The organism is Halomonas sp. PA16-9 (genome assembly GCF_009728585.1).
GTDB lineage: Bacteria > Pseudomonadota > Gammaproteobacteria > Pseudomonadales > Halomonadaceae > Vreelandella > Vreelandella titanicae.
In genome coordinates this window covers 2,890,007-2,903,407 of the sequence record NZ_CP040451.1, presented here as the reverse complement: position 1 = coordinate 2,903,407, position 13,401 = coordinate 2,890,007, and the positions used below count along the sequence as shown (strand labels likewise).

Below are 13,401 nucleotides of genomic sequence, written 5' to 3'. Positions count from 1 at the left end.
GCTTACTGTTTCAATAAGCGATTAAGCGGTTTTGTTCAACTTGCTAGCAGCGGTTTGCGCCTGCTTAACGTTGTCTTCGGTAATTTTCTGGCTTTTCTGGATAAAGTCCTGCTGCAGAGATACGACTTTATCGGCATCGCCTTTAACACGCTCAGCCAACTCTTTAGCTACCTTTTGCTGGCCTTCCATGTAGCTACGCAGGCCCTCTGCGTCTTTTACTTCCATCATTTGGCGCATTTGCGCAATGCCGGTGTCGGCATAAGCTTTGCTGGCGTCCATCTGAGCGTTAATCATTTTTTCGCTGTAATCGATGCTCAGCGCCATGTAAGCGCGTACTGGCGCCATGAACATGTTGTCAAACTGCTGAGTCATTTCGTTAGTATTTAATGTACGCATCGTCATACCCTCCTGGGGTTAGTCTTACCAAAAGCAGCTATCCAGAGGTTGGCGCTGCTTATTTAATTGGGTAGCTTTATTTATAAGCTATCTTGCAGTGCAGCATAGCAACTGTTTTTTGTGCAGTGCAACATTTGGTTTTTGGCATTTTAAAGTGCACGGGGCAAGAGCCTGTTTACCCCTATGGTCTAACCAGCTAGCTTGAAGGCAGTGGATGTGGCTTTAGCGAGTGAACGATAGGTTGGCTATGCGCTCAGATAAGCATCACCATTAATCTTACTGATGGGAGAAAGAGCAATGGCAACACGGATGGAACGCGATAGCATGGGCGAGTTGGAAGTGCCTTCTGAGGCTCTTTATGGGGCACAAACCCAGCGAGCAATCAATAACTTCCCTGTCTCTCATTCGCCCATGCCCCCGGCCTTTATTCACGCAGTCACGCGTATCAAGCTAGCGGCAGCCCGGGCTAATCAATCGCTAGGAGGGCTTGATAGTGCGCGGGGGGAAGCGATTCAAAAAGCGGCGCGGGAAGTGTTAACGGGCAAGCATGACCAGCACTTTCCTATCGATGTGTTTCAAACTGGCTCAGGTACCTCCACCAATATGAATGTCAACGAGGTGTTGGCTACATTAGCAAGCCGTGAAGGCGTTGAGGTAACCCCGAACGATCACGTCAATATGGGGCAGTCCAGCAATGATGTGATTCCCACGGCCATTCACCTGTCGGCTGCCATCGCGGTGCACGAATCGTTGCGCCCAGCCCTTGTCCACCTGCGTGACACTATCGACAAGCGGGCCAGTGAGCTGAGCCATGTGGTAAAAACCGGTCGTACTCACCTCATGGACGCCATGCCGCTGCGTATGGATCAAGAGCTGGGTGCTTGGTCTAGCCAACTAGGTCAGGCCATTGAGCGCTTTGATAGTGCCATGAAACGGCTGTGCCGATTAGCTCAAGGTGGCACGGCCGTGGGGACCGGCATTAACGCTCCTATCGGTTTTGCTGAGCAGGTCGCCCAAGAGCTGAGCGAACAGACCGGGTTGATGTTTACCCCTAATGACAGCTTCTTTGCCAGCCTCTCGTCTCAGGATGCGGCGGTAGAGCTCTCGGGGCAGTTGAAAGGCTTAGCCTGCGTGATTATGAAAATAGCCAACGACCTGCGCTGGATGAATTCGGGGCCGCTGGCGGGGCTGGGCGAGATTGAGCTCGAGGCGTTACAGCCCTAGCTCAATTATGCCTGGGAAGGTTAATCCTGTTATTCCTGAGTCAGCCGCCCAGGCCGCTGCACAGGTTATTGGCCTGGATACCGCGATTACCGTGGCCGGGCAGAGTGGTAACTTTCAACTGAACGTGATGTTGCCGTTGGTGGCTTCCAACTTATTAACGTCTATAAGCTTGATGAGTAATACCGCTCGATTGCTGGCTGATCGTGCGATTGCCACCTTTAAGGTTCGTGAAGATAACCTGGAAGGCCCGCTGGCCAGAAATCCCATTTTGGTAACGGCGCTAAATGGCGTGATTGGCTATAACGCCGCCGCCGCTGTCGCCAAAGAGGCTTACCAGGCGGGGAGGCCAATTATTGATGTGGCGGAGGAGAAAACTGACCTTGACCGGGAGACGCTAGAGCGGCTGCTGGATCCGGTCGCGTTAACGCACGGAGGCATTCCTGAGTAACACGTTTAAGGTCAGCTATCTTTAGGCCAACCGCGTTCAGGTTTCCTGCTTTTCGGTTTTACCTTCCTGAATCGTTTCGCTGGCCTCACTGCGCTCCTCAGCATCGGCTTCGGGCGTTTCATGCTCGTCTTGACGCGAAGGGCGGTAGCAAAAGGTGGCCAGTATCGGGAAGTGGTCGGAGCCGAAGTAACTCAGGCGCTGCATGCCGACTAAGGTGAAGTGTTCGGTCACAAAAATGTGGTCAAGGGGCCAGCGCAACACGGGATATTTGGCGTGGAAGGTGCTGAATAAACCACGTCCCCGGCGTGGGTCGAGCATGCCGCCAACGCGGCAGAAAAGTCGCGTAGTGCGCGACCACGCTACATCGTTCAGATCCCCGGCGACCAACGTTGCTTGGGGATCTTCATGAATTTTCTTGCCGACCAATAGCAGTTCAGCATCCCGCCAAAGGGATTTTTCACTCTCACTGGGGGCCGGTGGACGGGGATGTAACGCGTAAAAGCGAATGCTATCGCCGTTAGCAAGCGTCACTCGGGTGTGAATAGACGGGATGTCGTCCTGAATTAGCCACTCCACCGAGGTGTTAGAGAGCTCCAGGTGCGAGTAAAGGTGCATGCCGTAAAGGTTGTCGAGCGGGATTTTAACGCTGTGCGGCCACTGCTCTGCGAGAGCCGGATCTAACTGATCTTGCCACCACTGGTCTGACTCCAGGGTCAGTACTATGTCGGGCTGATGCTGTTTAATCATATCGATCAGCGCTTGGGCCTGCCGGTTAGGGGTCAGTACGTTAGCGATCAGTAGCGTGATCGTTTTATCTGAATCGTTACTCTTCGCCGCCTTGACCTGCACCGGCCACAGCGGTGTCCAGGGCAGAATATAGTAGACTTGAAACAGTAAAGTGATGCCTGAGGCGAGCAGGGCTACCCATAGCCAAGGGCCAGGCTCAACGAAGATAGCGGCTAATAGCCAAGTGATTAAAGCTAGGCAAGCGATCTGCAGGCGTGGAAATTCAAAACTGCGGATCCACCACCAGTGTAAATGTATTCTTGCAATCAGCGTCGCCAATAACAGTACGATCGCTATGCTTCCTAGCAAAATACCCAGCATGGTTTATCTCCCTATAGAACACCCAGCACCTTGAAGCGCTAAGCCTAGCGCTAGAAGGTCACAGGTGTCGAATTGAGCCTCTATTCGTAATGGGTTTAAGGCTGGCGGGAGAGGGCGCGCAATGGAAAAGAACTTGCAATTCAGTGATAAGAGCGTAAGATATGCATCCGTTGCAAGGCGCGCGGCTATCCAATAGCCCATCTCAGAAAGTGCAATAGAACAGATAGCGCAATAGAACCATAGCTCAGTTGGTTAGAGCGCCACGTTGACATCGTGGAGGTCGGCGGTTCAAATCCGCCTGGTTCTACCAGCCTTATGCCACACCTCTTTTCAGGACCATAGCTCAGTTGGTTAGAGCGCCACGTTGACATCGTGGAGGTCGGCGGTTCAAATCCGCCTGGTCCTACCAGCTTTTATCAGAAACGCCCCAGGCAGTGATGCTTGGGGCGTTTTTGTGTGGGTGTTATATGGCGTTTTTTATTTTGTAGACTATAGCTTTTAACTAGCTCTTTTGAATTAGGTCGGGTAGGTCAGTTTGGCGCATAAACGTTGCTACCAGGGCCTCAATGCCTGCTTGGTCTTGTTGTGTGAAGCGCGCCTCCAGCGGGCTATCCAAATCCAGTACGCCCCATAGGTTGCCATCGACTACGATGGGAATCACCAGTTCAGAGCGAGAGTTGGCGTCGCAGGCAATATGGTCGGCAACCGCGTGTACGTCGTCCACTCGCTGGGTAGTTTGTTGGCGAGCAGCCGCGCCGCATACGCCTTTGCTAAAGGGAATCGGGTGGCAGGCGGGCTGCCCCTGAAAAGGGCCTAGACCTAACACATCAGGCTGGCGTTGAAGGTAAAAGCCTACCCAGTTTAAGTCGCTAAGCTGTTGGTGAATAAACGCACAGGTTTGCGCGCTGTTGGTGAGCCAATCACGTGTATCGAGCAGCGCTTCAAGCTGTCGATTGAGAAGAGGGTAGTCAACACTGTTTTGCATGAGGGATCCTTTGCTACAAACGCAACAGGCCGACACTTTTGCATTTGGGGTTACCTATGCGTGTCGGCCTGATGTCATCTATTGATGGCTTGCGGTATTACTCGATCCAGCCAGGAACTGCTGCGCCTTTGAATAGTTCTTCGGCTTTCTCGATCACTTCATCACGCTGATAGGCGTCGACCAGTTGACGAATCTCTTCACGCTCTTCGTCACCGCCGCGAACCGCGATCAGGTTGACGTAAGGAGACTCGGGGCCCTCTTTGATCAAGGCGTCATCCAGGCTTAGGCCAGCAGGCTGAGCGAAGGTGTTGTTGATGAACGCCATGTCGACATCGGGCAGCACGCGGGGGAGTTGGGCGGCTTCTATTTCGCGGAAACGGAAGTCGCGGGGGTTTTCAGCGATATCGATCGGTGTTGATTCGAGAAATTCTGGATCGTTAAGGGTGATCAGGCCTTCGTTGTGCATCAGGATCAGCGCGCGACCTTCATTTGAAGGGTCATTGGGCAGTGCGATTTGTGCGCCGTCAGGCAGGTCGTCGATACTGTCGTATTTTTCTGAGTAAGCACCAATCGGGTACACGAAGGTGTAACCAGCGATTGCCAGGTCATAGCCACGATCGTCGACCATCGACTGCAAATAGGGCTCATGCTGGTAGGCATTGGCATCTAGGCTGCCGTCTGCAAGGGCTGCGTTCGGGGTAACGTAGTCAGTGAACTCGATGATTTCTACATCAAGGTCGTACTCTTCTTTGGCAATGCGCGCTGCAACTTCCATCACTTCTGTTTCAGGGCCCGCAACGGTGCCCATTTTGATGCTGCGCGTTTCAGCATTGGCGACGTTAACGGCAAGCGCCAGGGCGGTAAGGCTGCCAATAATCAGTTTTTGCATGAATCTCTCCAGTGGCATTTTGATAGATGGTGCAATGATGCGGCAATAAAAAACTGTTGTCTAATGCATTTTAGTTATAATGGATGACAAATAAACGAGTGGCTACTTGCGATCGCTTTTGCGTACCAAGTAGTCGCCCAAGCTCTGAAAACCCTGCACCATGACGACCAAAATAACCACGGTAATCAGCATGATGGTTGGGTTGAAGCGGTTGTAGCCGTAGCGGATACCTAAGTCGCCGAGACCACCGCCGCCCACTGCGCCGGCCATGGCGGAGTAACTTACCAGCGTGACAACGGTAATGGTTAAACCCGTCATGATCCCGCCGCGAGCTTCCGGAATCAGCACCTTGCGAATAATTTGCCAAGGCGTTGCGCCCATGGCTTGGGCGGCTTCAATTAACCCTGGCGAGATTTCATTAAGTGCAGCCTCGACAAGCCGAGCGACAAACGGAATAGCGGCAATTGTGAGCGGTACCGACGCGGCATTAATGCCAATCGAGGTGCCCACCAACATGCGCGTAAAAGGAATGATCGCTACCATCAAAATAATAAACGGGATGGAGCGACCAACGTTGGTAATAATGCTCAGTACTTGATTAAGTACGGGCTTCGCCAATATTTGCCGTGGGCGTGTAACGTACAGCATTACCCCAAGGGGCAAGCCGACGAGGGTAGAAATAAGTCCTGAAACGGCCACCATATAAAGGGTATCCAGCGTGGCCTGTAAAATGAGATCAATCATTGCGCTGGACATGGCCGAGTACCTCCACTTGCAGTTGATGAGATTCGAGATAGTGCATGGCTTGCTGGGTTTGCGTCGGAGAACCGAGTAGTTCCGCAATCATCAGGCCCAGGGTGCGCTCCTGAATCGACTCTACTTTTGCTTGTAAAATGCTGACATCGACCCCGCATTCTCGAGCAAGGCGGGAAATCAGCGGCGTCGAGACTGCATCGCCAGAGAAGGTTAGGCGTACCACAGGGTGGGTGTTTTCGCCTGGGGCATCAAGGAGCCTCTCAATCAGCTCTTTGGGCGGTGTTAGCTGGAGGAAGTCGTTAAGAAACTCACGACCAAGCTGGGTACGCGGAGCGGTAAAGAAGTCGCCGACTTCCGCGTCTTCCACCAGTTCGCCGTCCGAGATCAAACTCACCCGGTGGCAAATCGATTTGACCACTTCCATCTCGTGGGTGATCAGCAGGATGGTAATGCCCAGTTGGTGGTTAATATCGCGCAGCAGTTCCAGTATTGAACTGGTGGTTTGTGGGTCTAGCGCAGAGGTTGCCTCATCACAGAGCAACACCTGCGGCTTGCTGGCTAGCGCCCGGGCGATCGCCACACGCTGTTTTTGACCGCCGGAAAGCTGAGCAGGGTACTGGTTGGCCTTATCTGCCAGGCCTACCATCTCCAGGAGTGGAATAACGCGATCGCGGACGGTGTGGCGTTTTTGCCCCATTAGTTCTAGAGGCAGGGCAACGTTGTCGAACACCGTGCGTGTGGTCAATAGATTAAAGTGTTGAAAAATCATGCCAATACGGTGACGCGCATGATTAAGCGCGGCGTTACTCAGCTGGGTCATTTCCTGACCATCGACCGTGACGCTGCCGCTCGTGGGGCGCTCTAAGAGATTAACGCAGCGAATTAGCGTTGATTTACCTGCGCCGGAGAGGCCGATGACGCCGTGAATAGTGCCTTTGGGCACACTGAGAGTGGCATTTTTGAGTGCATGGACGGCATTTGCGCCGCTGCCCTTGTTGTTACTGAAATAGGTTTTACTGACGTTGCTAAGTTCAATCATAGCGTCTGCCTTAACGGTAGGCCGAAGACGGAGTGCGGGATGCGAGCTGGGGGAGGGCCAGTATCGAATAGAAAATAAAAAAGCCACCCCAATGGGTGGCCATCAACGCTGGACACACCCGTTTAGCTGCACTTCACTCAATCAGTAGGCTAAATACTAAGCCATAGACTAGGTGGACGCCCGCAATCTGGGTACAAATCGGCGTCATTACATTTGCGGCAAAATTTTAGAGATAGGTCGCTGCCTTGTCAATTTTATCCATCTGATTTTATGTTGTAAGTCGCCGAGTCAGCATTATTTTCTGATTTTTATAAATATTTAAGTTTTTAGTTCTGTGCGTGCGTTTTTAAAGATGTGCAGCTGGATGAAGTTACCTTGAGTTGAAAGCAGCCATAGAAAAGTCAATGGCGTAGAATGGCGGGATCAAGAAACCCTCAAGGCAGAATGCACGGCGGTGAGGGAGCATAGGAAGCTTGCGCCATTCATTGAGCGCTTTTGCTACTTGCTCTTTACGACTTATTTGAATTACACGGCTTTTTTTTAGATGAGGAGAAAGCGCCTTATGTTTACTGGCATTGTGCAAGGGGTAGCCAGGGTTGTGGCAGTACGCGAGCTGGATGATTTTCGTGTGCATGTGGTGGAGTTGCCGCCCTCGATGCGTGAGGGGCTTGAGATCGGAGCGTCCGTTGCTCATAACGGCGTTTGCTTAACAGTAACGGCGATTGAGGGCAGCAACGTTAGTTTTGATTTGATGCGTGAAACGTTGCGATTGACTAATCTTGGTGCAATTACCCCTGGGCAATGCGTCAATATAGAGCGCGCTGCGCGTTTTGGTGATGAAATTGGTGGGCACTCCATGTCGGGCCATATTATATCCATGGCAGAAGTGGTGGCCATCGAAGAGGCACCCAACAACCGTCGGTTGTGGTTCTCGCTGCCGGAAAGGCTGGGCCGATTTGTGTTTGAAAAGGGCTACATCGGGGTAGACGGTATCAGCTTGACCATTGGGGATGTACGCTCCACTGAAAGTGGGGATGTGGAGTTCAGCGTCAATTTAATTCCTGAGACACTTTCGCGTACCACGCTTCAAGATCGAGCCCCCGGGGATCAGGTCAATATTGAAATTGACCCGCAAACCCAGGTGATCGTTGAAACCGTTGAGCGAGTGCTTTCTCAAAAAAGCGGCGTTTAGTAAGTGACGCGGCAATGGCAATAATCAGCTTTTTTGGTTAATGGGTTGACCGATCGGTTAGTTCATGGCCTAAAGATTGCTAGACATTAGGCGGCGGGCGATTTCCGCCAACATTGGTCGCTACGCTGAGGCGCTCGCATCACAGCGAGCGTTTCGGTAGTATGTGCGGCTTTTCTCAGCACCAGAACGCATACTCATGCGGCGTTAGCGCTAAGGATAAAAAGATTCATGAAACTTCTGGATAACTATTTCAAGCTCTCCGAGCACAAAACCAACGTGAAGACAGAAGTTATCGCCGGGATCACCACCTTCCTGACGATGGCCTATATCATCTTTGTCAACCCGAGCATTTTGTCTGAAGCGGGGATGGACTACGGCGCAGTGTTCGTCGCCACTTGCCTAGCGGCAGCGATTGGCTGTTTCGTCATGGGGATGTGGGCTAACTACCCGATAGCTCAGGCGCCAGGCATGGGTTTGAATGCCTTTTTCACCTACGGCGTGGTGCTGGGGATGGGCTATACCTGGGAAGCTGCGCTGGGGGCGGTGTTCTTCTCAGGTCTAACGTTCTTCTTGTTGAGTATTTTTAAAATTCGCGAGTGGATCATTAACTCCATTCCTATGACGTTACGGTTGGGGATCGCCGCTGGTATTGGCCTTTTCCTGGCAATGATAGCGCTTAAGAACGCCGGTATCGTGGTTGCCAACCCCGCGACCTTTGTTTCCTTAGGTGATCTTTCCCAACCCGCGGCTATTTATGCGCTGCTGGGCTTCTTTGTGATTACCGCGCTCTCTTACTTGCGAGTGACTGGTGCCGTCATGATCGGGATTTTGGGGATTACTATTGTTGCAATGGTGCTCGGCCATAATGAGTATGGGGGCCTGATGTCGATGCCACCCTCTATTGCACCTACCTTTATGGCGATGGATTTGATGGGCGCGCTGGATGTGGCGATGCTTAGCGTGATCTTTGCCTTCCTGTTTGTGGATCTATTTGATACCTCCGGCACCCTGGTAGGCGTTGCTCACCGCGGCAAGCTGTTGGACAAGGATGGCAAGTTACCGCGCATTGGTCGCGCCATGATGGCCGACAGCACCGCGTCAATGGCGGGTGCCGCCTTGGGTACTTCCACCACCACAAGCTACATTGAATCGACGGCGGGTATCGCTTCGGGTGGCCGTACTGGGTTAACGGCGGTAGTGGTTGGTGTTCTGTTCCTGATCAGCCTGTTCTTCGCTCCGCTGGCGGGTTCTATTCCGGCCTACGCTACCGCAGGTGCGCTGCTGTATGTGGCGGTATTGATGGCAGGAAGTTTGGCTCACGCGAACTGGGAAGACCCCACCGACGCCGCGCCGGTACTGATTGCCGCCCTGGCGATGCCGCTGACGTTCTCGATTGCCGAAGGTATTGCGCTTGGCTTTATTAGCTATGTAGCGATCAAGGCGTTGTCGGGCCGTTTTGCCGACCTGAATCCGGCGGATGATTATTTTGGCGTTGCTGTTTGCGACAAGATACCTTTTCTTGGTTTGATTGATCATTACCACTTTTTATTACTCAATGAGAGACGCGATGAGCATCTACGGCGACTACATTAAGTCCGTCATTCGCACGGTTCCCGATTGGCCTGAACAGGGCGTGAACTTTCGCGACATCACCCCGTTGCTGCAAAATAGCGCGGCCTTTCGCAAGCTGATCGATAGCTTCGTTCACCGCTATCAGGAAATGAACCTGGATGCCATCGCGGCCATTGATGCGCGTGGCTTTATTATTGGTGCGCCGCTCGCTTATGAGTTGGGTTGCAGCTTTGTACCGGTGCGTAAGAAGGGCAAGCTGCCTTTCAAGACCATCAGCGAGACTTATAAGCTGGAGTACGGACATTCAGAAGTGGAGCTGCACTCCGATGCGTTCCAGAAAGATGACCGTATCCTGCTGATGGATGACCTCATCGCCACCGGCGGCACCATGCTGGCCGCGGCCAACCTCATTCAGCGCAGCGGTGGTCAGGTGGTTGAGACCGCCACCATTATTGATCTGCCTGAGCTGGGCGGATCGCAGAAAATTCGCGATGCTGGTTTCAGTGTATTCGCAGTTTGTTCTTTCAACGAAGACGAGTAATGCCCCATGAGCAGCGATCGCTACCACCAACACTTCACTGTCTCCTGGGATCAGTTGCACCGTGATGTGCGCACCCTATGCCATCAAATGATCGAGCGTGATTTTAAAGGCATCGTAGCGATTACCCGCGGCGGTTTAATTCCCGCCGCGCTGATTGCTCGGGAGCTTAATATCCGGCTGATCGATACCGTGTGTATTAAAAGCTACGACCATATGGATCAGGGCGGTCTGGATATCATGAAGGGCGTCGATCATGACGGTGAAGGTTGGTTGCTGGTCGATGACTTGGTGGATACTGGCAAAACAGCGCGGGCAGTACGTAAAATGCTGCCTAAAGCTCACTTTGTGACTATCTATGCCAAGCCGGATGGTCGTCCCTTGGTGGATCAATACCTGACCGAAGTTGCCCAGCAGTGCTGGATTCAGTTCCCCTGGGATATGGGTGTTGCATACGTTGAGCCGCTTGTTGATCAAATGAAGAGGTAATAATGGCCAATCCACTTCCCGACGATTGGAGTCAGTGGCTGGGTAATGAGTTTCAGGCTGACTATATGCTGGCGCTAAAAGATTTTTTGGCGCAGCAAAAAGCTGCGAAGAAGATCATATATCCCCACTCAACGCAGTGGTTTCGTGCCTTTGAACTGACCCCATTGAACGAAGTGAAGGTGGTTATTTTAGGCCAGGATCCCTATCACGGGCCCAATCAGGCTCACGGTTTATGCTTTTCCGTGCAGCCCGGCGTACCCGTGCCACCGTCGCTGGTCAATATCTACAAGGAGTTGGCCACTGATGTTGGTTTTACCCCCGTGCGCCACGGCCATCTGGAAGCATGGGCCAAGCAGGGCGTGTTGTTGTTAAACACTTCGCTGACTGTGGAGCAGGGCAATGCGGCATCTCATCGCGGTAAGGGATGGGAGCCCTTCACTGACCGCGCGATTGAAACCGTCAGCCAGCACGCGCCGCCGTGTGTGTTTCTGCTGTGGGGCAGTCATGCGCGCCAGAAGAAGGCGTTAATCGACCAAAGGCGCCATTTAATACTGGAAGCCCCGCACCCATCACCGCTCTCTGCGCATCGGGGCTTTTTTGGTACCCGGCATTTTTCCCAAGCCAATCAATTTCTTCAGGCGCAAGGGCGAGCACCTATCGAATGGCAATTGCCTGAAACCCCTTAACCTCGTAAGTGGTTGCGGGTAGAATACGCGCAATTTTGTGCCTAGCTGATGCAACCTTGGTTGCCATTCTGAATCCCCTGCAGTGAGGAAGTCCCATGAGTGTTTACGCCATTAACCATCCGCTTGTACAACATAAGCTGGGTCTGATGCGCGAAGTTGACCTGAGCACTAAGAGCTTTCGTGAACTGGCAGGTGAAGTCGCCAAGCTGCTGACCTATGAAGCAACCAAAGGTCTTGAACTGGAAGATCATGAAATCCAGGGATGGAACGGTGAGCCAATTGCAACGCGCCGATTAAAAGGTAAAAAAGTCACCGTCGTACCGATTCTGCGTGCCGGGCTCGGCATGCTGGAAGGCGTAACGGATCTAATCCCGAGTGCACGGGTGAGCGTCGTAGGTCTGTATCGTGATGAAGAGACGCTGCAACCGGTGCCTTACTTTGCCAAGTTTGCCAACGATATCGAAGAGCGCATGGCGATCGTGATAGATCCCATGCTGGCCACCGGTGGTTCGATGGTCGCAACACTGGATATGCTCCGTGAGCGTGGCTGTGAGCATATGAAGGTGATCGTTCTCGTCGCCGCCCCTGAGGGTATCAAACGGGTGCAGGACGCTTACCCCGATATCGAAATTTACACCGCCTCGATCGATGACCGCCTCGACGAAAATGGCTACATCGTCCCCGGACTAGGTGACGCTGGCGATAAGATTTTCGGAACGCGCTAAGCATCGTTATTGACATTGCCCTTACGCCCAGCGTCAGGGGCATTTTTTTGTATACCTGCTATCAAATCAATAATCACTAGGAATTCACTTATGCGTGAAGCTGCCAGTCAGGCTGAGTCGTGGCCAAAAGTCATTTTAACCGGCGCACAAATGCTATTTGTGGCGTTTGGCGCCTTGGTGTTAGTGCCGCTTTTGACAGGACTCGACCCAAGCGTTGCGCTGTTCACGGCTGGGGTGGGAACCTTGGTATTTCATGGGGTCACCAAGCAGAGCGTGCCGGTGTTTTTAGCCTCATCGTTTGCCTTTATAGCGCCTATTCAAGGCTCTGTGGCGAGCTTTGGCGTTTCGGCAACCATGGGCGGGCTAATGGCAGCGGGGCTGGTCTATGTGGCGATCTCTCAGGTTGTGCGCTTAAAAGGCACCGCTTGGCTGCATCGCTTGCTGCCCGCTGTGGTGGTGGGGCCGGTGATTATGGTGATTGGCCTGGCGCTGGCGCCGGTGGCCGTAAGTATGGCGACCGGTGAAACCAGCGACAATATCGGCTATGGCGCGGCGATTTTCTTATCAATGACCAGCTTGCTAGTCACGCTTGTGCTGGCCGTTTTTGGTCGCGGGCTACTTCGCCTAGTGCCGATTATGGGGGGCATTATCACCGGCTATTTTTTAGCGTTGCTGATGGGGGTAGTCGACTTTACGCCAGTGCATGAGGCGGCGTGGTTATCGATACCCAGCTTTACCGCACCCAGTTTTCACTGGGCTGCCATTCTGTTTATGATTCCGGTCGCGATTGCCCCAGCGGTAGAACACATTGGTGATATGGTGGCCATTGGTTCGGTGACCCGCAAAAACTACCTGGAAAAGCCTGGCCTGCATCGAACTCTGTTAGGCGATGGGCTGGCGACCAGCGTAGCAGCGCTGGTCGGCGGGCCGCCGAATACTACTTACTCGGAAGTCACCGGGGCGGTAACGCTTACTCGGGCATTTAATCCCAAGTACATGATTGTTGCCGCGATTATTGCCATTGTGCTGGCGTTTGTGTCCAAGCTTGGCGCGTTGCTGCAGACCATTCCTGGCCCGGTAATGGGCGGTATAATGACGCTGTTGTTTGGCTCCATTGCGGTGGTCGGTATGAACACACTGGTACGTGCAGGACAGTCGCTGACGGCGCCGCGCAACTTGGTCGTGGTTTCGCTGATACTGGTGTTCGGGATTGGCGGCATGCAGTTTGGTGGAGGCCAGTTTACGCTGCAGGGCGTTAGCCTGGCCGCTTTGGTGGGTATTGCGTTGAACTGGCTATTACCCCGTGAGCAAGAGGGCGAGTAGAGTCATCCTCTATAACGCTGTGTGAATCGTTA

The 13,401-nt window shown here is 52.9% G+C and carries 12 protein-coding genes, 2 tRNA genes and 2 pseudogenes; 10 read left to right on the top strand and 6 right to left on the bottom strand.

Features of this window, described 5'->3' with window-relative positions; genetic code table 11:
- Positions 1–21: 21 nt before the first annotated feature.
- The gene (locus FDY98_RS13440) at positions 22–396 is read right to left on the bottom strand and encodes a phasin family protein (RefSeq protein WP_027957469.1); all 375 of its coding nucleotides are present in this window, start codon (positions 394–396) and stop codon (positions 22–24) included.
- A gap of 297 nt (positions 397–693) precedes the next feature.
- Here FDY98_RS13440 and FDY98_RS13435 point away from each other — a divergent pair.
- Positions 694–2,068, top strand: a pseudogene (locus tag FDY98_RS13435) (class II fumarate hydratase).
- Between the two features lie 36 nt (positions 2,069–2,104).
- Here the strand turns inward: FDY98_RS13435 and FDY98_RS13430 are convergent.
- A complete protein-coding gene (locus FDY98_RS13430; RefSeq protein WP_009286938.1) occupies positions 2,105–3,175 on the bottom strand; it encodes an endonuclease/exonuclease/phosphatase family protein in 1,071 nt (356 codons plus the stop codon).
- A gap of 233 nt (positions 3,176–3,408) precedes the next feature.
- Between FDY98_RS13430 and FDY98_RS13425 the strand changes: the two genes are divergently transcribed.
- Both FDY98_RS13425 and FDY98_RS13420 read left to right on the top strand, forming a co-directional pair.
- Positions 3,409–3,485: transfer RNA gene (locus tag FDY98_RS13425), tRNA-Val, on the top strand.
- Between the two features lie 22 nt (positions 3,486–3,507).
- Positions 3,508–3,584 (top strand) — tRNA-Val (locus FDY98_RS13420).
- Positions 3,585–3,677: 93 nt separating this feature from the next.
- On the opposite strand, the gene FDY98_RS13415 is transcribed toward FDY98_RS13420, so the two are convergent.
- From FDY98_RS13415 to FDY98_RS13400, 4 genes are all read right to left on the bottom strand, one after another.
- Complete coding sequence (locus tag FDY98_RS13415) at positions 3,678–4,160, bottom strand: GAF domain-containing protein (protein WP_027957467.1); 483 nt, start codon at positions 4,158–4,160, stop codon at positions 3,678–3,680.
- 97 nt (positions 4,161–4,257) lie between these two features.
- On the bottom strand, positions 4,258–5,049 hold the full coding sequence (locus tag FDY98_RS13410; protein ID WP_007114419.1) for a MetQ/NlpA family ABC transporter substrate-binding protein: 792 nt from the start codon (positions 5,047–5,049) through the stop codon (positions 4,258–4,260).
- A gap of 102 nt (positions 5,050–5,151) precedes the next feature.
- Positions 5,152–5,805: a methionine ABC transporter permease gene (locus FDY98_RS13405; protein WP_022523240.1), complete on the bottom strand. Its 654-nt coding sequence runs from the start codon at positions 5,803–5,805 to the stop codon at positions 5,152–5,154.
- On the bottom strand, positions 5,786–6,844 hold the full coding sequence (locus FDY98_RS13400) for a methionine ABC transporter ATP-binding protein (RefSeq protein WP_027957465.1): 1,059 nt from the start codon (positions 6,842–6,844) through the stop codon (positions 5,786–5,788). Before FDY98_RS13400 ends, FDY98_RS13405 begins: the two co-directional genes overlap by 20 nt.
- A gap of 562 nt (positions 6,845–7,406) precedes the next feature.
- Here FDY98_RS13400 and FDY98_RS13395 point away from each other — a divergent pair.
- The 7 genes and pseudogenes from FDY98_RS13395 (at position 7,407) to FDY98_RS13365 (ending at position 13,369) form a co-directional block, all read left to right on the top strand.
- Positions 7,407–8,036, top strand: a complete 630-nt coding sequence (locus tag FDY98_RS13395) for a riboflavin synthase (protein WP_027957464.1) — start codon at positions 7,407–7,409, stop codon at positions 8,034–8,036.
- Between the two features lie 228 nt (positions 8,037–8,264).
- A pseudogene (locus tag FDY98_RS13390) lies at positions 8,265–9,564 on the top strand (NCS2 family permease).
- A gap of 39 nt (positions 9,565–9,603) precedes the next feature.
- Positions 9,604–10,149 (top strand): adenine phosphoribosyltransferase, encoded by a 546-nt coding sequence (locus FDY98_RS13385; protein WP_022523244.1) that lies wholly within the window; start codon positions 9,604–9,606, stop codon positions 10,147–10,149.
- Positions 10,150–10,155: 6 nt separating this feature from the next.
- Entirely contained in the window at positions 10,156–10,635 is a 480-nt protein-coding gene (gene gpt, locus FDY98_RS13380; RefSeq protein WP_009286932.1) for a xanthine phosphoribosyltransferase, read from the top strand.
- Positions 10,636–10,637: 2 nt separating this feature from the next.
- On the top strand, positions 10,638–11,321 hold the full coding sequence (gene ung, locus FDY98_RS13375) for a uracil-DNA glycosylase (protein ID WP_009286931.1): 684 nt from the start codon (positions 10,638–10,640) through the stop codon (positions 11,319–11,321).
- A gap of 95 nt (positions 11,322–11,416) precedes the next feature.
- Entirely contained in the window at positions 11,417–12,046 is a 630-nt protein-coding gene (upp, locus tag FDY98_RS13370) for a uracil phosphoribosyltransferase (RefSeq protein ID WP_009286930.1), read from the top strand.
- Positions 12,047–12,136: 90 nt separating this feature from the next.
- Positions 12,137–13,369, top strand: coding sequence for a uracil-xanthine permease family protein (locus FDY98_RS13365; RefSeq protein ID WP_027957463.1), 1,233 nt, complete (start codon positions 12,137–12,139; stop codon positions 13,367–13,369).
- The last annotated feature ends 32 nt before the right edge of the window (positions 13,370–13,401 follow it).

Coding starts and splice junctions, on each gene's coding strand:
- FDY98_RS13405 (WP_022523240.1), bottom strand. CDS start 5,805: ATGTCCAGCGCAATGATTGATCTCATTTTACAGGCCACGCTGGATACC.
- FDY98_RS13400 (WP_027957465.1), bottom strand. CDS start 6,844: ATGATTGAACTTAGCAACGTCAGTAAAACCTATTTCAGTAACAACAAG.
- FDY98_RS13415 (WP_027957467.1), bottom strand. CDS start 4,160: ATGCAAAACAGTGTTGACTACCCTCTTCTCAATCGACAGCTTGAAGCG.
- FDY98_RS13410 (WP_007114419.1), bottom strand. CDS start 5,049: ATGCAAAAACTGATTATTGGCAGCCTTACCGCCCTGGCGCTTGCCGTT.
- FDY98_RS13395 (WP_027957464.1), top strand. CDS start 7,407: ATGTTTACTGGCATTGTGCAAGGGGTAGCCAGGGTTGTGGCAGTACGC.
- upp (WP_009286930.1), top strand. CDS start 11,417: ATGAGTGTTTACGCCATTAACCATCCGCTTGTACAACATAAGCTGGGT.
- FDY98_RS13385 (WP_022523244.1), top strand. CDS start 9,604: ATGAGCATCTACGGCGACTACATTAAGTCCGTCATTCGCACGGTTCCC.
- gpt (WP_009286932.1), top strand. CDS start 10,156: ATGAGCAGCGATCGCTACCACCAACACTTCACTGTCTCCTGGGATCAG.
- ung (WP_009286931.1), top strand. CDS start 10,638: ATGGCCAATCCACTTCCCGACGATTGGAGTCAGTGGCTGGGTAATGAG.
- FDY98_RS13365 (WP_027957463.1), top strand. CDS start 12,137: ATGCGTGAAGCTGCCAGTCAGGCTGAGTCGTGGCCAAAAGTCATTTTA.
- FDY98_RS13440 (WP_027957469.1), bottom strand. CDS start 396: ATGCGTACATTAAATACTAACGAAATGACTCAGCAGTTTGACAACATG.
- FDY98_RS13430 (WP_009286938.1), bottom strand. CDS start 3,175: ATGCTGGGTATTTTGCTAGGAAGCATAGCGATCGTACTGTTATTGGCG.